This is a genomic window from Microcoleus sp. K1-B1, assembly GCF_036704705.1.
Lineage (GTDB): Bacteria > Cyanobacteriota > Cyanobacteriia > Cyanobacteriales > Microcoleaceae > Microcoleus.
In genome coordinates, this window is the sequence record NZ_JAUBSH010000113.1 from 1 (window position 1) to 21203 (window position 21203).

At 45.5% G+C, this 21203-nt stretch carries 15 protein-coding genes, 29 tRNA genes and 1 pseudogene; 37 read left to right on the plus strand and 8 right to left on the minus strand.

The features are described from left to right. Window positions 1–316: 316 nt before the first annotated feature. The 4 genes and pseudogenes from QUA83_RS26540 to QUA83_RS26555 all read left to right on the plus strand — a co-directional run. Window positions 317–463: pseudogene (locus QUA83_RS26540) on the plus strand (GTPase Era); the annotation flags it as partial. 308 nt (window positions 464–771) lie between these two features. Then, on the plus strand, window positions 772–2322 hold the full coding sequence (locus QUA83_RS26545; RefSeq protein WP_333296948.1) for an ATP-binding protein: 1551 nt from the start codon (window positions 772–774) through the stop codon (window positions 2320–2322). A gap of 128 nt (window positions 2323–2450) precedes the next feature. Beyond that, window positions 2451–3359 carry an AraC family transcriptional regulator gene (locus QUA83_RS26550; protein WP_333296949.1) on the plus strand — a complete coding sequence of 303 codons (909 nt, stop codon included), beginning with the start codon at window positions 2451–2453 and terminating at the stop codon, window positions 3357–3359. A 260-nt stretch (window positions 3360–3619) separates the two neighbouring features. After that, entirely contained in the window at window positions 3620–4099 is a 480-nt protein-coding gene (locus tag QUA83_RS26555; RefSeq protein ID WP_333296951.1) for a hypothetical protein, read from the plus strand. Between the two features lie 809 nt (window positions 4100–4908). On the opposite strand, the gene QUA83_RS26560 is transcribed toward QUA83_RS26555, so the two are convergent. The 3 genes from QUA83_RS26560 to petM all read right to left on the minus strand — a co-directional run bounded on the left by QUA83_RS26560 (window position 4909) and on the right by petM (window position 7136). Further along, window positions 4909–5826 (minus strand): NAD(+) kinase, encoded by a 918-nt coding sequence (locus QUA83_RS26560; protein WP_190657000.1) that lies wholly within the window; start codon window positions 5824–5826, stop codon window positions 4909–4911. Between the two features lies 1 nt (window position 5827). Further along, a complete protein-coding gene (locus QUA83_RS26565) occupies window positions 5828–6805 on the minus strand; it encodes an NmrA family NAD(P)-binding protein (protein WP_333101618.1) in 978 nt (325 codons plus the stop codon). Window positions 6806–7001: 196 nt separating this feature from the next. Next, entirely contained in the window at window positions 7002–7136 is a 135-nt protein-coding gene (gene petM / locus QUA83_RS26570; protein WP_445242817.1) for a cytochrome b6-f complex subunit PetM, read from the minus strand. A gap of 40 nt (window positions 7137–7176) precedes the next feature. Here petM and pdxA point away from each other — a divergent pair, with 40 nt between their 5' ends. Together pdxA and QUA83_RS26580 are read left to right on the plus strand one after the other, a co-directional pair. Continuing rightward, on the plus strand, window positions 7177–8274 hold the full coding sequence (gene pdxA / locus QUA83_RS26575) for a 4-hydroxythreonine-4-phosphate dehydrogenase PdxA (RefSeq protein ID WP_333296952.1): 1098 nt from the start codon (window positions 7177–7179) through the stop codon (window positions 8272–8274). 120 nt (window positions 8275–8394) lie between these two features. Next, the gene (locus QUA83_RS26580; RefSeq protein ID WP_333296953.1) at window positions 8395–12006 is read left to right on the plus strand and encodes an OmpA family protein; all 3612 of its coding nucleotides are present in this window, start codon (window positions 8395–8397) and stop codon (window positions 12004–12006) included. 240 nt (window positions 12007–12246) lie between these two features. Here the strand turns inward: QUA83_RS26580 and QUA83_RS26585 are convergent, their stop codons facing one another. Beyond that, on the minus strand, window positions 12247–13071 hold the full coding sequence (locus QUA83_RS26585; protein WP_333296954.1) for a biotin--[acetyl-CoA-carboxylase] ligase: 825 nt from the start codon (window positions 13069–13071) through the stop codon (window positions 12247–12249). A 495-nt stretch (window positions 13072–13566) separates the two neighbouring features. Here QUA83_RS26585 and QUA83_RS26590 point away from each other — a divergent pair. The 19 genes from QUA83_RS26590 to QUA83_RS26680 all read left to right on the plus strand — a co-directional run bounded on the left by QUA83_RS26590 (window position 13567) and on the right by QUA83_RS26680 (window position 15476). Further along, window positions 13567–13640, plus strand: a tRNA-Asp gene (locus tag QUA83_RS26590). A gap of 4 nt (window positions 13641–13644) precedes the next feature. Continuing rightward, window positions 13645–13719: transfer RNA gene (locus QUA83_RS26595), tRNA-Glu, on the plus strand. Next, window positions 13720–13793, plus strand: a tRNA-Cys gene (locus tag QUA83_RS26600). Between the two features lie 102 nt (window positions 13794–13895). Continuing rightward, window positions 13896–13970 (plus strand) — tRNA-Met (locus tag QUA83_RS26605). A 3-nt stretch (window positions 13971–13973) separates the two neighbouring features. Continuing rightward, window positions 13974–14048: transfer RNA gene (locus QUA83_RS26610), tRNA-Trp, on the plus strand. 6 nt (window positions 14049–14054) lie between these two features. After that, window positions 14055–14128, plus strand: a tRNA-Glu gene (locus QUA83_RS26615). A gap of 5 nt (window positions 14129–14133) precedes the next feature. After that, window positions 14134–14208: transfer RNA gene (locus QUA83_RS26620), tRNA-Lys, on the plus strand. A 13-nt stretch (window positions 14209–14221) separates the two neighbouring features. Then, a tRNA-Tyr gene (locus QUA83_RS26625) sits at window positions 14222–14303 on the plus strand. 34 nt (window positions 14304–14337) lie between these two features. Next, window positions 14338–14411, plus strand: a tRNA-Tyr gene (locus QUA83_RS26630). Window positions 14412–14416: 5 nt separating this feature from the next. Beyond that, a tRNA-Ser gene (locus tag QUA83_RS26635) sits at window positions 14417–14503 on the plus strand. 4 nt (window positions 14504–14507) lie between these two features. Beyond that, window positions 14508–14580, plus strand: a tRNA-Phe gene (locus QUA83_RS26640). A gap of 6 nt (window positions 14581–14586) precedes the next feature. Further along, window positions 14587–14661: transfer RNA gene (locus QUA83_RS26645), tRNA-Asn, on the plus strand. 10 nt (window positions 14662–14671) lie between these two features. Next, window positions 14672–14750, plus strand: a tRNA-Gln gene (locus tag QUA83_RS26650). 2 nt (window positions 14751–14752) lie between these two features. Beyond that, window positions 14753–14826 (plus strand) — tRNA-Gln (locus QUA83_RS26655). 29 nt (window positions 14827–14855) lie between these two features. Then, window positions 14856–14932 (plus strand) — tRNA-Leu (locus QUA83_RS26660). Window positions 14933–14955: 23 nt separating this feature from the next. Continuing rightward, window positions 14956–15036: transfer RNA gene (locus QUA83_RS26665), tRNA-Leu, on the plus strand. Window positions 15037–15040: 4 nt separating this feature from the next. Further along, window positions 15041–15113: transfer RNA gene (locus QUA83_RS26670), tRNA-Pro, on the plus strand. A gap of 122 nt (window positions 15114–15235) precedes the next feature. Then, a tRNA-Leu gene (locus QUA83_RS26675) sits at window positions 15236–15309 on the plus strand. A 95-nt stretch (window positions 15310–15404) separates the two neighbouring features. Beyond that, a tRNA-Thr gene (locus tag QUA83_RS26680) sits at window positions 15405–15476 on the plus strand. A gap of 20 nt (window positions 15477–15496) precedes the next feature. Here QUA83_RS26680 and QUA83_RS26685 read toward each other — a convergent pair. Then, window positions 15497–16102 (minus strand): macro domain-containing protein, encoded by a 606-nt coding sequence (locus tag QUA83_RS26685; RefSeq protein WP_333227499.1) that lies wholly within the window; start codon window positions 16100–16102, stop codon window positions 15497–15499. Window positions 16103–16205: 103 nt separating this feature from the next. Between QUA83_RS26685 and QUA83_RS26690 the strand changes: the two genes are divergently transcribed. The 10 genes from QUA83_RS26690 to QUA83_RS26735 all read left to right on the plus strand — a co-directional run bounded on the left by QUA83_RS26690 (window position 16206) and on the right by QUA83_RS26735 (window position 17965). Continuing rightward, on the plus strand, window positions 16206–16649 hold the full coding sequence (locus tag QUA83_RS26690; RefSeq protein WP_333227501.1) for a retroviral-like aspartic protease family protein: 444 nt from the start codon (window positions 16206–16208) through the stop codon (window positions 16647–16649). Between the two features lie 50 nt (window positions 16650–16699). Next, window positions 16700–16770, plus strand: a tRNA-Gly gene (locus QUA83_RS26695). A gap of 94 nt (window positions 16771–16864) precedes the next feature. Then, a tRNA-Gly gene (locus QUA83_RS26700) sits at window positions 16865–16936 on the plus strand. Window positions 16937–16941: 5 nt separating this feature from the next. After that, window positions 16942–17012, plus strand: a tRNA-Val gene (locus QUA83_RS26705). 6 nt (window positions 17013–17018) lie between these two features. Further along, window positions 17019–17091 (plus strand) — tRNA-Arg (locus QUA83_RS26710). Between the two features lie 353 nt (window positions 17092–17444). Further along, window positions 17445–17518: transfer RNA gene (locus tag QUA83_RS26715), tRNA-Arg, on the plus strand. Between the two features lie 7 nt (window positions 17519–17525). Next, window positions 17526–17602 (plus strand) — tRNA-Ala (locus tag QUA83_RS26720). A gap of 121 nt (window positions 17603–17723) precedes the next feature. After that, window positions 17724–17796, plus strand: a tRNA-Ala gene (locus QUA83_RS26725). Window positions 17797–17802: 6 nt separating this feature from the next. After that, a tRNA-His gene (locus QUA83_RS26730) sits at window positions 17803–17877 on the plus strand. Between the two features lie 3 nt (window positions 17878–17880). Then, window positions 17881–17965 (plus strand) — tRNA-OTHER (locus QUA83_RS26735). Between the two features lie 544 nt (window positions 17966–18509). Here QUA83_RS26735 and QUA83_RS26740 read toward each other — a convergent pair. Together QUA83_RS26740 and QUA83_RS26745 are read right to left on the minus strand one after the other, a co-directional pair. After that, window positions 18510–18740 (minus strand): hypothetical protein, encoded by a 231-nt coding sequence (locus tag QUA83_RS26740; protein WP_333296955.1) that lies wholly within the window; start codon window positions 18738–18740, stop codon window positions 18510–18512. Window positions 18741–18812: 72 nt separating this feature from the next. Next, the gene (locus QUA83_RS26745) at window positions 18813–18983 is read right to left on the minus strand and encodes a hypothetical protein (RefSeq protein ID WP_332954368.1); all 171 of its coding nucleotides are present in this window, start codon (window positions 18981–18983) and stop codon (window positions 18813–18815) included. A 235-nt stretch (window positions 18984–19218) separates the two neighbouring features. On the opposite strand from QUA83_RS26745, the gene QUA83_RS26750 reads away from it, so the two are divergent. Both QUA83_RS26750 and QUA83_RS26755 read left to right on the plus strand, forming a co-directional pair. After that, complete coding sequence (locus QUA83_RS26750; protein ID WP_333296956.1) at window positions 19219–19791, plus strand: dihydrofolate reductase family protein; 573 nt, start codon at window positions 19219–19221, stop codon at window positions 19789–19791. A gap of 101 nt (window positions 19792–19892) precedes the next feature. Continuing rightward, window positions 19893–19964 (plus strand) — tRNA-Lys (locus tag QUA83_RS26755). Between the two features lie 118 nt (window positions 19965–20082). On the opposite strand, the gene QUA83_RS26760 is transcribed toward QUA83_RS26755, so the two are convergent. Beyond that, window positions 20083–20904, minus strand: a complete 822-nt coding sequence (locus tag QUA83_RS26760) for a hypothetical protein (protein WP_333296957.1) — start codon at window positions 20902–20904, stop codon at window positions 20083–20085. Window positions 20905–21203: the final 299 nt, after the last annotated feature.

Here is a 21203-nt window from a genome sequence, read left to right on the forward strand (position 1 = left end):
GACCGTATTTCTTACCTGGGAAATATTCCATCTCTAGGGACGATTATTCGTCAACAATCTTCGGTTTATTCTCTGGGGGTGTCCTGGTCTGATTGAAGAAATTCAAAAAAATATAAAGGCTCTGAATTATTGGTTCTTGATTCCTGTAGTAAGTGTCGTATAAACCCACGGTTAATTGTGACTTTAGTGGCTCAAAAAAACTATGACTTTCTTGATTTTATGATTAATAATATGTCATATTCTACCATGCTGTGCCTAGATTGTGAACCTTCTTTTTTTACTGTTACCCCGATTTATTGAGCGGATACGTTTCCGCTTACAGTCGATCGACAGTGCGGCGCGAGAACAGATTCAAAAGTTAATTGAAGGTAAAGTATATTTGGAGTTATTTGTCAAAGTGCAGCCGAAATGGTGGCTGTCTCGCACCCGTTTAGCCGAATTGGGCGATCGCGTAGAAGAGTGAAACTTTGGCAGTTGGCAGTTGGGGTTCTTCCGTTCTTTAGACCTCTTGCAAAAAATCCTTTTCATCAATTGATAGGACGGGCAAGATGCCCATCCCACAAGAAAAAATAAATTTTGTGGGATGGGCATCTTGCCCGTCCTAATTATTTTTGCAAGAGGTCTTTTGAATCAAGAATCGAGCACGACTTTCGCTCTAAGAGAGTTTCATCGGGTACCGAGAGTCGCTACAAACCCCCGCTGAACAACCAGAACGCCATTCCAATAACAGTACAGTAAACTGAGAGCAGCCCCATTCGCCCCAGTTGACCTATGCCACGTTGGTTCAATACTGCTGGCCCATGCCAAGAAGACATTCATTACGCACTGTCGCCCACGGTACGCTTACCAAGCTTAGAACGGTTAATCGCTCAACGCAACTATTTCGTCATCCATGCACCCCGGCAAGTGGGGAAAACCACCGCTATGCTGGCGTTAGCCAAACAACTCACCGAAAGCGGACAATATACAGCCGTGATGCTGTCGGTAGAAGTCGGCGCACCCTTCAGTCAAGACATTGCGGGTGCAGAGGATGCCATTCTCGGTGCTTGGCGACGGGCGATTTCGATTCGACTTCCCCCAGAATTGCAGCCTCCTGCTTGGCCCTCGTCGGAACCGGGACAGCAAATCGGCGATGTACTCAGCCTGTGGGCACAATCTTCTCCTCGTCCTTTGGTGGTTTTCATCGATGAAATTGACGCACTGCAAGACCAAGCTTTGATTTCTATTCTGCGCCAATTACGCGATGGTTATCCCAATCGCCCGAAAGCGTTTCCGCAATCGGTGGGCTTAATTGGTTTGCGGGATGTTCGCGATTACAAAGTGGCTGCGGGGGGAAGCGATCGACTCCATACATCCAGTCCGTTTAATATTAAAGTGCGATCGATTACTCTCAGAGATTTTAATGCCTCTGAAGTCGCGGAGATCTACGCGCAACATACCCAAGATACCGGACAAGTTTTTACACCTGAAGCCGTAGCCTTAGCTTTTGAACTGACTCAGGGACAACCTTGGTTAGTGAATGCTTTAGCTAAGGAAATTGTAGAAGAATTAGTAACAGATGAATCTATAGAAATTACACCACAACATATTTTATCCGCTAAAGAAATTTTAATAAAACGGCAAGATACGCATTTGGATAGCTTGGCTGAACGACTGCGAGAAAATCGAGTTAAAGCCATTATCGAGCCAATGTTAGCCGGACGAGAATTGCCAGAATCTTCTAATGACGATCGCCAATACCTCGTAGATTTGGGCTTGCTCAAACGCGATCCAGCCGGGGGTTTAGTCATCGCAAATCCGATTTATCGAGAAGTGTTGCCGCGAGTTTTGGCGCAAGGGCCGCAAGATAGTTTACCGATTATCCGTCCGAGTTGGTTGAACGATCGCGGCGAACTGATAACCGAGGCACTTCTGCAAGCGTTTCTCGCATTTTGGCTGCAACATGGCGAACCGTTACTCAAAAGTGCTTCTTATCCCGAAATTGCACCGCATTTAGTGTTGATGGCGTTTCTGCATCGGGTAATTAATGGTGGGGGAACGTTGGAGAGGGAATATGCCATTGGACGCGACAGAATGGATTTATGTTTGCGTTATGGTGAGGTAACATTGGGAATTGAACTGAAGGTTTGGCGAACTCGGAAAGTCGATCCGTTGAGTAAAGGGTTGGAACAGTTAGATGGATATTTGGCTCGATTGGGAGAAGATGAAGGGTGGTTGGTGATATTCGATCGTCGCGAGAATGCGCTCGAATTAGAAGAACGACTGAATACTGAAATTCATCTGACACCAATGGGGCGAACCGTTACAGTTATTCGTGCGTGAAGAAGTTGTGATGAATGTCTCGATTTTTTCCGAATATGTCTAATGAAGAGTTAGACAGGGTAGATGGACGTGTTTCTCCTACCTGCTCTTTAACAAGAAAAAAAAGAAGACTACTAGAAAAACAAACAATGCCAGAAGAAAAAGCTTTAACCATTGATTATTCTCAAGAAGACGCAGCCTCAACGTTTGCCCCCAAACCACTACTTTCCAGCCATCAAGCAGGATGGAAAAATATCCATCTGGCACACTATCAATTGCCTGTGATGGAAGTCCCAGAGATATACAACGTTCAACACGTGATTGTGATTCCATTTTGGAAACAGCCAGTAGAAGTAGAACTTATTGCTGAAGGTAAGCGTTATTTAACGCAACACGATCAGAAAGAAACAGCGCGCCATTGTATTGAAGTTCTTCCTGCTTACGTACCTATAAGTTCTGGATGTCATCAGGAAATTGAATTAATGCACTGCTATCTAGAGCCTACCTTCCTAGCTCATGCTGCTCATGAGTCAGTCAATCCAGACCGAGTTGAAGTTAAGCTGGCACTTCAAGCGCCTGACCCATTGGTTTGGCAAATTGGCTTAGCCCTGAGATCGGTGCTGGAAACTGACGCAAAGAACAGTCATTTTTATGCAGAATCTATGGCAACAGCTTTAGCGGCTCATTTCCTCAAGTATTACTCAACTCGTAAGCACGTCTTGCGGGAGTATGAGGACGGTTTACCCAAATACAAACTGAAACAAGCTTTTGAATATATTGATGCTCATCTTCATCAAGATGTATCTCTGGCAGAAATTTCGGAAGAATTAGGTATAAGCCAATACTATTTCTGTCGCTTGTTCAAGAAATCGACAGGAATATCTCCTCACGCATATCTAGTTCAGCAAAGAGTAGAGCGATCGAAGCAATTACTGAAGCAGAGAGAACTCACAATCAATGAGATCGGTGTTGAGTGCGGTTTTGCCAACCCCAGTCATTTTGCTAGATGTTTCCGACAATACACAGGGATATCGCCTAAACAATTTCGGATGATATAGCAAGAATGTGTTCAAATCGCAAGAAAATGTTCGACTTGAACTGGCAAAGATGATTAAGGTTGTTTTGTATAAATTAATCTGAATTCAGTGCATCTGACGGTTTCCTAATCTTATCCGACTGACCAAGCAGGAGTGTGAAGGATAAATTCAGCTCAAAGTTGCTTAGAAGCTATTCCAGATACATAAATTCTGGACGAGATTGCTGACCGTAAAATAGTTGTGTGGCTTGTTGACCGGTAATTAAAGATTACGAGGAAAGTATGAAGAAGTCTATTTTATCTCTTGCCCTAGCAGGTTTTACAGTCTTGCTAGGCATTCAGTCTCCGGCTAGGGCAGGTGATCAAATTAATATTGTTGGTGGCTCTCTTGTGTATGCCAGCGCTGGAAGATGGGTTCCCTTTCGATGGGGAGATGGTACCAATATGAAGGCTATAAGCTTCGGTGCTACTTCAACTCAAAAAGGTACACCTTTCATAGTAGCTATTGGTGGAGACGGTGTCTTACTTTTTAGAATTGGACCTGCATCTCGTGACTTTTTGAATAGGCAAGCTGATGCGTTTACGTGGAACCCTAATGAAAAAGACCGTCGTATGAAAGCACAAAGAGTGCTCGGTGTCACTCCTCTTAGTGGCGACGCAGTGAGAGTTTCTATAATTGCTGGCAACGGAAGCCAATGTACTCTAGATGCAAACATCTATGAGATGTACAGGAGTAATGCGTCATGGTGGGACTGTCTTTAGTGCGATCGCCTCTCGCCATAGGTTGGGTTGAGGCAACAAAACCCAACCTTCATAGATATTGGAACGATCAGTTTTGTAGGGTGCGTTGCTGCAAAGCAAACGCACCCTCTCATTAGACCCTACCGTGTACACACAAGTCCGATATCTGTGAACACAAGTCCTAAAACCCTTATCTAGCATGAGTCTCATAAATCCCGTTCATTCTCGCTAATTTTAAGCTATTGATTCGGCAAAACGAGAAATCAGGGTTCTAGCAAACAGGATTTGTACAATATGGGTCAGCGGTAGACTTGTGTGTACACGGTAGCTCATTAGACCTTCTAAATGAACTGCTCATTTGGAAAATACTCAATGCCCAACTACCGAAGACCCGGAATTGCAGTCAAGTAGGAGTAATCGGCTGGGTTTCCTTTCAACTCAGCCGATCTTTTTCTTCGCAGCACTGTCAAAAAGCGCAATCTTGGCTGGGACTGCGACCGTAGGTGCGATTGCTCAGATTAAAATAATAGGACAACCATTCAAACAAGGTCAAGCCCATAACAATTCGACAACCCCGCTACAGCCAGGAGGAATTTGCTCGACGCGGCGATGAGATTTATGAATCTCAGGTGCGCCAGCAAGTTGAGGAAGGCAATCATGGCAGAATTGTTGCTTGCGATCTACATTGAAAATGGAGCCTTTGAAGTAAAGGTGCAAGTCCGATTTAACCGGACATGATATTAAGGATTCCAACGGAGATTTTCATTTCCACCTTATAAGTCGCTACAAACCCCGTGCCTTCGCGCCGGGGTGAATGTCAACAACAACTATCAAGGCAACTCAACCGAACTCGGTTTAGCAATGTGAGGCAAGCCCCAGCCCAATTTTTCCCGCAAAATGTGGAAAAACTCAAAAGATTGCACCCGAATAAACCGGGCTGGGTATTGAGCTCGCTCGACTTGCACCCAATCTTCGGGCAGAACATAACATCCGCCGTTACCGTCTACCACCATTACCAGGCGGTTTGGACTCGCCGGCAAAATCTTGACCGGCTCGGTGTTGGAAAACACCAAAGCCCGCGAAGCCATTGAATGCGGGCAAATAGGCAGCAATTGCAACACCGGCACTCCGGGAATGATGACAGGCCCACCGGCAGAAAGGGCGTAAGCTGTCGATCCTGTCGGAGTCGCGATGATGACTCCATCTGCGGCAATATCAATAGAGGCGTGCTGGCCGATCGCCACTTCAAAATGACACATACAAGTCAGGGGTTCCCGGTGCAGCACCATTTCATTGAGACAAAGGGCTTCCCAGAGGCAGTCGTTTTCTCGAAACAGCCGCACAGCCAGCATTGATCTTTCTTCTATTTCGTATTCTCCAGCGATTACCTTTTCCAAAGCTTGCGGCAGCAAGTTCAGGTAAGTTTCTGTTAAAAAGCCCATGTGACCGGTATTGACAGTCAGCAGCGGCACTCCAATCGGAGCGACTTGGCGAAATGCCGACAGCACCGTACCGTCGCCGCCCAAAACCACTGCAAACTCCATGTCGCTGTCAAAACCGGGGGGGACGAGTTGTTCGATCTGAGTGTGGCACAGGGGGCGATCGGGGCTAGAATAGCCCAGAATTCCTCCCGAACCAGAAACCGAGCAAACCTCCCAGCCGCGGGCAGTCAGCTTGTCTTCCAACTCTGCGGCGATGCGACAAGCCACAGGTTTAACGTCGTTGTATATAATCCCAGCTTTCGGCACTTTAAAATGTAAAGGGCATTTTTTGTTTACTCCGTTTTTTAGTCTTAAGCTGCTCGTACTCTATTTCCTTGAGCTTCTTCATAATCAGATTAAAGTATTCTTCCAGATAAGACTCCAAAGTAGTAGTTTCTTTAGGGTCGATTCCGAAGACACTGTAAACGTCATCCATCGGAGCTTTCAAGGGTTTTCCGGCTGCCAAAACTTCTGAAAAAGCCAATCTGTCAGCTACGTTCCAACTCCACTGAAAGAAGGTAGCTAATTTACGAGTAGCCTGCAACAAGACATCTGGGGTGCGCGTAATTTTGGCTTCCTTCCCTGACAGCCGTTCGCACAACCGCACGATTTCGTCAGCATCCCAAGCGCGATTTCCCACCACCGGAAAGCTTTTTTTCTCGGTTTCAGGAACGGAAAGGGCCCGGACGGCAAATTTAGCAACGTCCTGAGTGTTCATGTAGGCAAGGGCGGATGGCTTGTTGGGCAGCCAGACTGCCTGATTGTCCAAAATCGGCATTGCATACAGGCTCAGCAGTCCTTGCAAAAAGCCGCAAGGTCTCAAGATTGTGTAGTCTAGACCGGATTCTGCTAAGAACAATTCGGTACAGCGCTTGATTTCCAACAAGGGGACTTGGGGATATTTCTCCGCGTCGAGAAAGGAAAAGAATATGTAACGCTTGATGCCTGCTGCTGCTGCTGCTTGGATCAGCGATACTTTTCCGTCCCAGTCTACTCTTTTGATGCTGACAGAATCGGCTGCACTTGCTGTTGCTGCATCGATAATAGCACTGACGCCTTCTAGGGCCGGAGGCAGACTGTCTGGCTGGCAAAGGTTTCCCGGTACGAGTTCAGCGCCCCATTCTTTCAAAAATGCAGCTTTTCTGTAACTTCTGACTAAACAGCGCACCTGGTAGCCCTCGTCTAGGGCGCGGCGGGCTATTTGGCGGCCGAGAGTGCCGGTGGCACCTAAAATCAATAAAGTCATCTAGGGATTAATTATGAATCTTAAACTTTCAATAAGATGGTATCAGGTTTTTGTTAAGTTTTTTATAAAAACTTAACAAAAACCTGAAATTTTCTCATTTTAGGCTTGAGATATTCGCCAGAAGGCTTGCTTTTGGCAGCAAGTAGACTCTAGAAGGCAGAAGGTAGAAGGCTTCTGAAGGATTGTTGAAAAAAACTTATTCTTCGCCACCTTGCAATTTGAGCAGGAGGAAGCCTCCACCTATACCCACGAAAATTAGGGAAAAGGACAAAAAGGCTGCATTGAAAATTTCAGGATTCATGATTATATATGTCCAATTGGGCGATCGCATTAAATAAAGATAATATAATTTGGGGCAACCCGGTACATGAATGCTAAAATTTCAGTGCCGAAATTCCTGTATTTTGTTGGAGAAAACTGCCTTGAGTCTCGATCGGGAATCAAAACTAGCTGTAACTCTGGGAGATCCGGCGGGAATTGGCCCGGAAGTGATTCTCAAGGCATTGGCAGATCCCGCTGCTGGTTTGAGAGTAACGGTTATGGGTTCTAGGAGAGTTTTGCAGCAAACTTACGATAAGTTGCGATCGAGCAATCCAGCAGCAGAAGCGGCAAATCCCGAAACATTAAATATTATTGATATCGAACCAGACAACAAGTGGGGCGAAATAGTCCCCGGTGTAGGGAGTGCAGCTAGCGGGGCTGCTAGCTTTGCTTACATGGAAAGTGCGATCGCCCGTACCATCGCCGGCGAATTCTCGGCCATCGTCACAGGTCCGATTTCCAAAACTTGCTGGCAGGCGGCCGGTTACAATTATCCCGGACAAACAGAACTCCTCGCAGAAAGGGCGAAATCGCAGCGATTCGGAATGCTGTTTGCCGCCACATCTCCCCACAGTGGCTGGACGCTAGTAACTTTACTCGCTACCACACATATTTCGCTCCGTCAAGTACCCGATGCTTTGAGTCCAGAATTACTGAGTGAAAAACTAGAATTACTGATAGACTGTTTGCGGGAAGATTTTGGGCTGGAAAGACCGAAAATTGCGATTTCTGGCTTAAATCCTCACAGCGGCGAAAATGGCAAACTGGGAAATGAAGAGCAAGACTGGATGATACCTTGGTTGGAAACGCAGCGCGATCGCTTTCCTCAAGTGCAGTTAGACGGGCCAGTCCCCCCCGATACCCTGTGGGTAAAACCGGCTAAAGTTTGGTACGGTTTAGCCAAGGAAGCTCACGACGGTTACTTGGCAATGTACCACGACCAGGGGTTGATTCCAGTAAAATTGATGGCTTTCGATAAAGCAGTCAACACTACAATTGGCTTGCCTTTTGTCCGCACATCTCCAGATCACGGCACAGCTTTTGATATTGTAGGTCAAGGGATTGCAGATGCCTCCAGCATGAAGGCAGCATTGCAGTTGGCGGCTCAGTTGGCTAGTCGCAGAACAGCAGTTAAAATAGGGCGATAGCTTTAGTACGCCTGACGCTTGGAACAATTGTGTCATTCCTATTGATTTTCGCTGGGGTGAGGCGGCAAGCAAGCTGGTAATTTCCTTCGGTAGATTAAAATCAACTATTGGTAGCGCAGTATGGCAGCATCTAATGATAATTCAGGCAAAATATATCAGTCAGAAAAAGAGGTTTCTGATGCAACTCTGGCAAGTTCTAAAGCTGGAGAGCAACTTCAGGAATTGCTAACCATACTGACTGAATTTCAGTTATTAAAGAAATCCAAAAAAGAGCCAAGCGAGCTGAAATTACCGCTTTCGGAAAAGTCGGTTCAGCGATTAGAGGATGAGGAAAATCGGCGCAAACAATTGTCTTTCCTGATCGAATCACCGAGTATTGTACCGGAAGTATTAAGTAATGATGAAGAGCTCCCATCTCAAAGACGAGAAAACAATAATGAGGAACCCGATTTATCTATAGCCGGGAAAGTAGCTAAAAAAACTCGTCCGTCAGAGGAAGAATTAGAACAAGCCGTAGAGGAGTTTAAGCGGTTGCAACAACTACTGTTTGAAAGGGATTTACCGGAATTTTATAGTAATGTTTTGAGCGTGGAACAAAGGTTAGAAAATTTTGAGAATATGATGTCTCAACCAGAAGAGTTGATGGTTTTACTGAAACCGTTAATTCCTGAGTTAGTGAGAGAAGAATTAGAGGAGTTGAAGTCTGAATTAAAAAAGGCGATCGACCTCGCGAGCAATAATAAAATTAATCGGATCGAGTTGGAGGCCAAATTAGCAGATTGGGAAAATCAAATTGCTAACTTGAACCAGCAGCCACTGCCGAATACAGAACACTTAATCAAACGGCTGATGCCAGTGGTGGGCGATCTGCTCAACCGTAAGGTAGAGGAGTCTAAGTTAGAGGTAGCTTCGGCGATCGCACCGAGAGTCAATCAAGTAATTCACAATCAAAACGGACTTGAAGAACAGGTAGTAAAAATTGAAGATAGAATTGCGAATATTCAGCAGCGTTACCAGCAGCAACCGGAAGATTTAATTAAGCAGCTAGTACCAGTAGTTAGCGATTTGCTGAACCGCAAAATTAGTGAATTAAAATTAGAAGTTGTAGAAGCTGTTGCCCCCTCAGTACAGGTAAGAATAGCTTGGGTAGAAATAGAAGAAAAAGTATTGAGCCTCATCGAGAGCCGACTGGCTACGCAACAGTCGCCAACTCAGAAGCCTGAAGAGATAATGGCGATGCTAATGCCGGCAATAACTGATTTGCTGAATCAGAAAATCGATGAATCAAAATTACAAGTAGCAGCACAGATCCAACCTTTGATAGAATCAGCAATTCTTCAAAGGGAAGTTCAAGGAAAATTGAGCGACGTAGAAAGTAGACTAAATAATCTTCAGCGACAGCAAAAAAGTCAGCCGGAAGATATAATGGCAAGATTAATGCCGTTAATGATTGAGTCGCTGAACCGGAAAATCGAGGAGACCAAATTAGAGGTGAGAGAGGCGATCGCGCCCGGTGTCAACACGGCTATTCAAAACAGCGGTATTGCAGCACAAATATTAAATAATGAAACTAAGATTGTCGAAGTTCAGCAGCAAGTTTTAACCGAGATAGAAGGGTTGATGGCAAGAATAATGCCAGTGATTGTAGAAATGCTGTCTCGAAACATCGGGGAAGCAAAGCTAGAGATAGAATCTGCGATCGCCCCGGCTGTCGATGCCATCATTCAGAATAAAAGGATCGATCAAAGACTCGGAAAGCTCGAACAAAAAATTGTGGCGATCGAACACCGGATTTATGAATCGACAGACTTGTTTACCGATTTACTGAAACCTTTGATTGATGAGCTGATGGTTAGCCATCACGCTCAACTACAAAAGTCGGTCATCGAATCTATTTTACCATTGTTAGATGAAGTTGTAAGCTATAATTACAGACTCAACGATAAAGTAGGGGAACTCGATCGCAAAATTACTGATGCGGAATGGGGAGGCGATCGGGAAGAATTACTCGCCAGAATTAAAATCATGTTTCCCGAAATGATGCTCCAAACCATTAATGAGTCGAGACAATCATTTGTCGAAACCATAAGTCCGATAATTGATGAAATAATTAATACCAAAACCAGAGAAAATAGACAATCGATGGGAGTAGCCATATCGCCGGCTCTGACTGTGGGAATCAGCCACAGAATGAGTGAATCGCCCGATGAAATTGCAATGGCGATCGCGCCGGAAATGGCCGCCGCTATCAAACAGCAAATTCATCTCAAGCGAGAAGCAATGTCGGATGCACTTTATCCGATCATCGGCAGCACGATTTTAAAATACATCGCCGAGATGATGCGGGAGATTAATGAAAAAGTCGAATCAGCTTTAAGTCCAGAGGGAATTAGTCGCAAAATTAAAGCAAAATTGCAGGGAATTTCTGAAGCTGAATTGCTGATGAAAGAAACAACACCAATGAGTGTTAAAGCTGTTTTTTTAATTCAAGCAAAATCGGGATTAGTAATTTCAGCAGTGCAGAAGTCTGAACGCGAACAGCTAGAATCAGATATGGTAGCGGGGATGCTGACTGCTATTCGGGCTTTTGTCAACGATTGTATATCTCAGTCGGGAAATATTGCAGAGATTGATGCTATAGAATACGGCACATCTACGATCGTACTGGAAGTTGCGGGTTCGTGTTATCTAGCAGTAGTGATGCAAGGAGAAACCCGCCAGTGGTTTAAGTACAAAATGCGATCGATATTCAACAATATTGTTCAAGAATACGGAGCTCAGATTCAGTCATTTAACGGCGATCCAGCAACTGTGCCACCCGAAGTCAACTCGAAATTGCAAAAATTAATCGATACAGACGTAAAAGTTAAATCTCCTAAACCTCCAATTTTACCAATTATCGGTTTGGCAGCGTTAGGTTTAATTGGCGTACCTTGGGGAATTCATCAATACCGCAGCGGAGTTGAAGCGAGCTTAGAAGCAGATACGAATTTAGCTTTACAATCTGCTCCTGAGTTATCTGTTTATCGGCTCGCGGCAGATGTTAAAGATAAATTATTGGAGATTTCAGGACGAGTTCCGAATCAAAATCTGCGATTAAAAGCGGAAAAAATCGCTCAGCAAGCGGCTCCCCAATCAAGAATTGAAAATAAAATTATAGCCGTTGAAGTACCTCCCGATCCAGTTTTAGTAGAAGCCGATGTCAAGCGGACGGCAGCTCTTTTGAATAAAGTAGAAAGCATTAATATCTCAGCTCGCTATGCAGAGGGAAAAGTCGCCATTGCAGGCAGCGTAAGCAAAGTGCCAGATGCTCAGAAAATAACTCAAGCTTTTGAGAAAATTCCGGGGGTAAAGTCTGTAACAAATACAGTGATTATAGGAACTCCACCGCCACCAAAGATAATAATGCCAGTTCGCGTGTATTTCGGTGCAGGCGCGGCAAGTTTGCAGGCGAAAGATGTATCACAAAAGCTTAGCAAAGTCAAGGAATATATGGAGAAAAATAGCACGAAGAATTTAAGGATAGTTGGCTACAGCGATTTTAAAAGCACTCCGGTAGAAAATCAAAAGTTGGCACTGGAAAGGGCGACAAATGTGAAAAATATTTTGGTTAGACAAGGGATAAATGGCAACAGAATACAAGTTGCTTCTACTAAGGGTCGTCCCGAAGGTGTGGAGGGAAATCAACCGCTGTGGCTGAGCAGATTGGTAGTATTTGAGGTGATAAATTAAAATTGGGAATGGGGAATTGGGAATTGGGAATTGGGCATCGGGCATCGGGCATTGTTAATTGGGAATTTTCCCTAATGACTATGACTAATGACTTCTTTCTCTTAATTTATAGGAACTGGCAAGAAGGTTAGGACATTTTTTATCGCTGAAAATATTGCTCTGACTCCATTTCCCTTCTTCCTTCTTCTTGACATCCGTTACATCCGTTACAGAATCTGTTGCCGAACTTCCTTCTTCCTCTTAAATTAATCTAACTCGCCCGGAGGTAAAGGGTTGTATTCGATCGCCCGCCAAGCATATTAGCAAGCGGCCACATCCATCAAGGCCGGCGGCTTCTCCGCAGATGGTTTCCGACGGAAGTTCGATCGCCACCGGGCAGCCAATCAACGCATCGCGGCGGCGCAATTCCGGCAAAAGTAGCGCTAAACCGGACTTGGAGGCTGGCTTGTCTGTGGTAGAAAACATATCGGCTAGTTCGAGTAAATAGTGCCGCAGTCGATCGACCAAACACAGTTCATCTGGTACTGTACTAGCAATAGAATGCAAGCTTACCGCATTGCCGAGATCCCTTTCATCCAATCCCGCAGCCGCGAAATCTACGCAGCGGTTGAGTCCAATTCCCACAACGGCGCGAGTTTTGCCCAAAGCCTTGCCGGAAGTGGCTTCGCAGAGAATTCCGGCTAATTTGTGGCGATCGATCCAGACATCGTTTGGCCATTTCAGGCGCAGCATATCGCGACAGTCGGGAACCAAATCTTCGATCGCGTAAATCACCGCTAAACCCGCTGCTAAACTGAGTCCCGGCAACAGAGTGGGATTGAGGTTGTCGAGTACAAAACTAACAGTCAAGACACCGCTTGGGGCGTGCCAGGTGCGCCCGTGTTGGCCGCGCCCGCTGGTTTGTCGCCTAGTAAATACTGCATCTCCGTGGTGGAGTTGGGCCGCGCGGGCGATCGCCCAACTGTTGGTACTCGGACAGGTATCCAAGGAGTGTAGCCAGTGAGGGAGGTTTGGGCGATCAGCTTCTGGCAATGCGGGCACGGGAGTTAAGGGAAATTCAGACAAGGTTTGATTTGTAGTATTTGATATCTAAAAGCTGATTATTGCATTTTCCAGAAGTGCCACCTCGCGCGACGGCGAGAATTCAGAGAAATTGGAGTGTAGTACAGTTTCAGCATCAGATTTACCTTACGCCACAACATCAGTTTAGCATCCAAACTATTGATTTATAAGGATTTGGGGGAACGCAGAGGGTGGGTTGGAGCGATCGACACCCCTTGAAAAAACCCAATTTAAAAAAAAGTTGTATTACCCCCTTGACAGTTTTGTAATACGCAATGTAGTATAAATGTATGGCGAAGGGGAAAGAGCTTCAAAGCCTTTTCCCACAAGCAATATGAACCTTGAAAACAGAATAGGAAGTTAATCGTGTCACATAATTGTGGACATCGGCGGTGTAGACTCCGGCAACAATAGCCCGATCGGGTTGTAGTACGCGGAATCAACCGCCACCCCGTCCCAACTTGAGTAATTCAAGGACAGAATATTGTTCATTTTCGCGGGGGTATAGCTCAACCGGTCAGAGCAGTCGCCTGTCGAGCGAAAGGTTGCGAGTTCAAGTCTCGTTACTCCCGTCAAAGCCCCGTAGGCAAAAGTCAAGCCGTCTCCCCCTCAAGGAGAAGATTGCGAGTGCAAACCTCGTCGGGACTCCCAGGTTAGGTGGCTGAGTGGCTCAAAGCGTCGGTCTGCAAAACCGATTTTCGCGGGTTCAAATCCCGCCCTAACCTCTGTTCCCAATCAGAAATTAAAAATTAGAAATTAAAAGATTAAACTAACAGTCTTTTAATTGAATTTTTTAACTTTGAAAAGGAACGAAGTGAAAGTGACAGTGCAGCGTAGCTTAATAGTAAAGCGCCAAGTTCATACCTTGGTCAATGCGGGTGCAAATCCCGCCGCTGCCACCAAAAGCAGGGATGGTGTAACTGGCAACACTCTGGTCTCCAAAACCAGCATTCTGAGTTCAAATCTCAGTTCCTGTGCCAATTTATAGTGCTGTAGGCAAATGGTTTAAGCCGCTTGGTTTTCACCCAAGTGATTGCGGGTTCAACTCCCGTCAGCACTTCTCGTGGGTCGTTGGCAGAATGGTTTTGCAGCCGCCTTTTAAGCGGATGGATCGAGGTTCAATTCCTCGACGACCTACCAAAAATCCTATCTTGGGTCGGCCCTCCTATTGGCGTGGGTAGCTGTCTGTAAAACAGTAGCTTAAAGCGTTGCTGGTTCAATTCCAGCCCGACCCATTTGTAACTGCATTTAATCTCCAGTTGCAATCTTGAGAGCGTGGTGTAGCCGGATAACATCTCAGTTAATAAAACTGAAGATTGAGGGTTCAAATCCCTCCGTTCTCGCGCTCGGAGAGGTGGCCGAGTGGCTTAAGGCGCTTTCCTGCTAAGAAAGAGCGGTCTAACAACCGTCGTGGGTTCAAATCCCACCTTCTCCGTTTTCCCCCGATAGCTCAGTTGGTAGAGCGCTTGTGTGAAGAACAAGAGGTCGTCAGTTCGATACTGACTTGGGGGATTGCGTTGCCTTATAGCTCAATGGTAGAGCAAGCGGTTGTTAACCGCTAGGTTGTAGGTTCGAGTCCTACTGGGGCAGCCATTTTTTAAATTGCCGGGTAGACAAATTCGTAAAGTCGCCTATCTCTGATATAGGAGTTTCTGTAGGTTCAAAGCCTACCCCGGCACCCAATTGGGAAGTCGCCTAATCGGTATGGCACCGCTCTTTGAAAGCGGCAAAATGCAGGTTCGAGCCCTGCCTTCCCAGTTCTGCTATTACCAAAGCAGATAAATTACACTCCTGTAGCCCAATTGGTAGAGACCGCAATTTCAAAAATTGTGTTGTGTGAGTTGAAATCTCACCAGGAGTACCAAATTTTCCACTACGTTTCTACTTGCTCCTGTGGCGGAATTGGCAGACGCGGCAGACTTAAAATCTGTTTTATTTTGATTGTGAGTTCGAGTCTCACTAGGAGCATGAACGGGATGTAATTCAGCGGCCAGAAGCCATGCTTTGGGAGCATGGAGTCGTTGGTTCAAATCCAACCATCCCGACTTTGCCCCTGTGATGTAATTGGAAAACATCGCTTACTCAGAATGAGCGTCTTACAGGTTCGAGGCCTGTCAGGGGTATGAGGTTTTATTCAATCTAAAATCTCAAATCTAAAATCGGTTTTGCCCCTGTAGCCCAATCGGTAGAGGCGCTAGATTTAGGATCTAGTTAGTGCTGGTTCGATGCCAGTCAGGGGTATTTGGTGACATAGCGGGTGAAGTAGCCTGGGTAGGCTTGGAGGTCTCATAAGCCTCTTAATAGCAAGTTCAACTCCTGCCCCCGCCACCAAAAATGCAGGTGTGATGTAATTGGCAACATGAGGCTCTTGTAAAGCTTTCTTGCAGGTTCAACTCCTGTCACCTGCTTGGGAAAATACGATCGCTATTTAGGCAGAATTGCGATCGCCACCTTCCCAAATTTGCAGTTGTCGTTCTGCGGCAACAAAACAGTTTACATACGGCGTGGGATAAACAAAATAGTCGTAAGCCAGTGCCATTTGGCGCGCGGCTTCGCGATAAGGAACTCTGCCTATCCCCGTTCCTAAACCCGGACAAACGACACTCTCAATTTTACGTTCTGCCTGTCGATTGTAGCGCCTAATTGTTAATAGCATTGCCCACATTGCCACATACGGAACGTCTGTACCCACAACAGACATAGGTACGCGCATGGTGGGAGTATGAGCGAGAAAAGGATGTTTGGGATGGTGAGTTTCGATGATGAATGACGTGCCAACGGGTTGTTCGCCTAAATAGTCTTCCAAGATATGCTGCTGAACCCTAACCATCAGAGAATGACCGAAAAAACCAACGATAGCTGCGTCGATACCGCCATCCATCATGCCAAATGAATTGGCGGGACTAACCAAACAGTCATACTCGGTTAAATCCTCGAAACGTTTGTTGGTAATTTCGACATTGGGTAGGTAGAAAAAATGATCTTGGAATGCGGCGAATAGTTCGGGATTGGGTGCTGTAAGTATAAGTTTCATGTGTTTTATCTCCGAGCGCTAGTTTAGCAAATAGCTAAGGGCGATCGTACTAATTTTTCCAAAAAATTGCCATCATCGAGGTAGAGTAGTTCAAGGTTAAACTATGCTAGCCACTGACAACACCTCAATGGGAAAAATTATTACCAAACTGACCGTGACTAACCGGATCGACCAGGCAAATGTAGAACGCGGGATAATCCCTCCCGAACAAGTACGTTCCGTGACTCTGGATAATGTGCTAGTTGATACAGGGGCAACCACTCTTTGCTTACCACCGCAGAGTATTGCCCAACTCGGTTTGTCGCTGCTCAAAGAAGTGGATGTAGAGACGGCTAATGGCATTGGGAAAGCCACAATTTTTCAGGATGCTAAAATTTCTTTGGTAGGACGTGAAGGAACGTTTGAGTGTTTGGAATTGCCGGGAGGTATGAATCCTCTATTAGGCGTGATTCCTTTGGAAGCGTTGGGAATTGAATTAGATTGGAAAAATCAGCGGTTAATAATTTTACCCATCAGTCCAACGCAAACTTACTTGACAATATTGTAGAGGCTGTATGTTGAGATTCAATAGTTGCAATCGGTAAAACTAATTGAAATGCGGATATGGTGCAACGGTAGCATCTGAGTCTTCCAAACTCGCGATACGGGTTCAAGTCCCGTTATCCGCTTGGCTACAAAAGAGGATTATTTCAATCCGAAATCTAAAATCACCAGAGGTTTTCTTCAATCCAAAATCTTAAATCTCAAATTTCAAATCGGTTTGCGGGTGTGATGTAAAGGCTAGCATCTGAGTATGCCATTCTCAGCGCATGGGTTCGAGTCCCATCATCCGCTTTTGTAGTCCTGAGCTTCGATGGTGGAGCGTTTGCCTTACAAGCAGACGCGGGGTAATCTCCTGTCAGGACTACCAATTTATGGGAGTGTAGCTCAATGGATAGAGCGCCGCGCTTCGGACGCGGATGTTGTGGGTTCAAGTCCTGCCACTCTCGTTGTTTTTGCTTTAATTTAAGGAGGTTGATTCCATTGAATGGATAATTTTTTATATTAAGAGCGATGCTCTTCGAGGGCTTCGCTAACGCCCTTTGCGTGCCCCAATCTTTGGAGCCTACATACTTTAGTACGAGAGGAAAGGTAACGCTGTCAAAATCAGCGGGCGTTTGAGAACGAGGAGTGCGATGAACCCGGCAGGTTGGCTTAAAGGTAGCCATCCTTTAAAGAGTGTGTAATAACTCATCGGCGGAGTCCCTCTAGTAACTGAGAAAACGCAATGCTCTGATAACTTGCACGGAAAGTGCGTGAAGCGCAGCTATCCCGTAGGGAATCGCACAATAACAAAAAACATGGGAGTGTAACTCAACTGGATAGAGTGTCGAGCTTCTACCTCGAATGTTGTGGGTTCAAGTCCTACCGCTCCTGCTCTCTGGGGTTCGTAGCTTAATTGGTAAAGCATCTAACTGGCTGTTAGAAAGATATCGGTTCAAATCCGATCGCAATCCACCACACCAATTTTAGATTTTAGATTTTAGATTTACTCGACAGGTGAATCTTTTACGCGGGGTCATTCGATTTTCGATTGTCGATTGTCGATTTTCGATTTACTCGACAGGTGAATCTTTGACGCGGGGTCATAGCTCAATTGGTAGAGCGCTTGCTTTGCACGCAAGAGGTTAGGAGTTCGATTCTCCTTGACTCCACTTTCGGTGTCTGAAGTCGAAGCGGTCGAGACGCTAGCCCGTGAAGCTAGTTATTAGCGGGTTCAAGCCCCGTCGGACACCCCTGGGAAGATGCCGCTAAATGGTTGGCAACCAGTCTTGAAAACTGGGGTACAGGTAACTGTAAGGGTTCGATTCCTTCATCTTCCTTTTAACCACCGGAAGTCGAAAAGCGAGACACCGTGCTGATAACGCGGGGATAGGAGGGGCAGTACCTCCTCGGTGGATTTCTTATGATTTTATATATAAATTATGGAGGATGAGGGTTAATTATTTTCACGAGATTTACTATCATACAGCGAGCAAAATTATGGGGAGGTCGCCTAAGTGGAATGGCACCGTAAAAACTTTGGAAAAGCGGCTCCCAAAAGGACGATCGGGTTTGTTGAGTAGGGTAAAAAGTTGCTTCGCGACGTTCCCTGAAAACGCCAACGGGCAACAGGTTGCGGAAGCACTGAAAGGAATTAACAGTCCGAGATGGGGGCAGTTCCCGTCTGCTTGCGGGCAGTAAGGAAGCGCGTTTCCTGAAAGTTGCTGTCGATCGATGCGGGTTCGAGTCCCGTCCTCTCCATTCAAGGTTCAAGTCCAAATCGAAGAGTTTCAACCCGTGCCCTAACAGTTAAAGCATACATACTCGGCTGTTAACCGACTAAAACCAATGCTTTGCGTACTTGCACGGGTTGAACCTCAGAACCTCAGTTGTTCTTGAGGTCTAAATCGCGATCGTACCTGCCGATTGGCCGCAGTCTGGTCATCAACTGCTTCAGCAAGAAGCCGTTGCTGTTCCAAGCGGTATAAGGAGTAGCCCCTTGTCCCTTCAGGCACAAGGTTTGTCGGGCTTTGTTGTGGCAGATATTCGCCAGCAGGCTGACGACTGACACTAAGCCGAGTTCATCGACAAGGGCTTCGAGTTCATCTTGAGTCACAAGCAAACCTCCAGGGTTGACTATTTCCCTGAAGGATAGCACAATGGGGGAAAGAAAGGGTACTAAATGGGGCTAGTCTGGGGTAAGTTTGTCGTCAATCAGCTTATATTCGTTGATAGTTGCCAGCAGCATCAGTTTAGACATGGATATTCCTGACTCGTCAGACAGCTTCTTCAGCTTTTGATGGATTCGGTTGGGCATTGTAACTTTTATGGTTTTGGAACCTTCCTCTTGTTCAGGCATTAGCAGCAGTCATATTTAGTTGACACCAGCTTATCTCCTTTTGAGTACCGATCGCGCTTTGCTGCGATCGTCTGTAGGGATGCGGGCTCCGCGCGATAAAATGGCTGCTGCTGCGAAACTGTGCGCTAACAAATAAAAAGGTCGATCGCAAATATCTAACCAAGGGAGCGATTGGATATATTAGTTACATTCAGAAGCAAGCAGTAACCAAACAACTTAATAAAAAAGGTGAAACATGAGAAAACTAAAATATTACGTTGCTTGCACGGTTGACGGGTTTATTGCTCGCGAAGATGGCTCATTTGATTGTTTTCCTTTGGAAGGGGAGCATTTCGCTGATTTGTTCGATTCCTTTCCTGAAACTTTTCCGGCTCACTTTCAGGAAGCACGAGGCATTCGTGCAGAAAACAAGCAGTTTGATGCGGTTTTGATGGGACGGAAAACCTATGAGGTAGGGCTAAATGTTGGTGTAACTAATCCTTATCCTACCTTGAAGCAGTATGTTTTTTCGCGCACTATGAAAGCCATTCCCGATGAGAATATTGAACTTGTTTCCCACAATCCTGTCGCAGTGGTTAAGGAATTGAAAAAAGAAACGGGTAAAGACATCTGGCTATGCGGTGGTGGGGCTTTAGCGGCAACTCTTTTTTCTGAGATTGACGAGATGATTGTGAAGTTGAATCCGCTAGTTATCGGATCGGGCATTCCTCTTTTTTCCCGTGCACTCGATCCGACAAATTTGGAACTTGCCGATCGCAAAATCTATAGCAACGGTTTCATGTTGCTTCATTATCGAGTGAAGCATTAGCAGTCAGGACTTTATTCGTTGGAATTGCTGCGGGCAAGAAACGAGTGAAGTCCTTACTACAAAATGATTTTATAGCACTTACACAAAAGCTGAATTTTTAAGGGTGGTTGGCAGAGCGGTGATGCACCCGGCTTTTAACCGGTACCAGATAGGTTCAACTCCTATATCACCCATTTTTAAATGCTCAAGGTAGAAGCTACAGGGTTAAATATGCGTTTAGCCATTCGCGAGGGGCGATCGTAGTGTCGGTGCGGGCGTCGTCTCCCAAATTCTGAAATAGTTGGATTTCTTCTATTTCGCGCAGGATAGTTCCTCTGTTCTTTTCTGATAAGTAAATCGAACATTTGAGACGAAAGTACCGATACGAAAGTCAAAATTAGCGACACCTATACCTTTCTCGCCAACTACTTCTAGCGTAAATTCCCCGGAATGACCTGAACTACCAGGATCATAAAAAACATCGTTTTGACCTTGGGTAGGTGCCACAAATTTTACGCTGCCTACTCGCTTGATGATGGGCTGACAGCTTTTAATTGAATTCACAACTCCGGCATAATTCCAAAATTCTTTGGACGCCCATTGCTGTCTAACTTCCGCAGGGGCTGCTACACCAGGAAAACCGTTGTTGTTAACCAATATAAATGTTAAAGCGATCGCAGACGGAATTAAAATTCTCAACAATGAAACGATTAGATTGCTTGTGGATTTACTCCGCTTAAATATTGCAGCAATAGAAATCCCTAAAAGAGAGAGCAAAAACGGCAAAACTAAAACCCAAAATGACCAAGGAAATTTGTGTCGCAGAGTCGGCATTGATGAGTAGAAATAGGCAACTAAGTAGCCGACCAGCAAACCGATGATGCAACCGAAAACCAGAAACACCGGCTCAATTTCCATTTCTTGTTCTGAAAGTTGTCGCTCCACCATAGCAATGGTGTATAGACCCAGAAGATATAGGGTCATAGCTGTCATTATCCACAAGTAAATCCACTCACCAGGTGTCGCTTCACGATAGTTCAGATAATTGCCTATGGAGGTAAGGAATGTAATGTCAATCGCTGCTGTTAAAAAGCACCCTAACATATCTAATAGTGCAACTATCTTGTTTTTCATAAGGCGATTGCCCCCAAAAGTATATAGTTCCTCGCCCTACGACTGTATCTTGATGTTTTACAGAAGTCAATCTTGTATCTACGCTAATTGAAATGGTAATGCCGATCGCTCGTGTGAAGATGTCGGTGAAGTTGGTCAGCGTGATTGTCCTGCGAACAGGCTTCGCGATCGCATTTTAATTAGGTATTGAATAAGGGCGATCGTGTAAAATAAAGTTGTTCTGGCTCTCCTGAACTTATGGTTATAAGTTTATCTAATCAGACCAGCAAGCTAATACGCGATTCCTAAAATTATTAAAA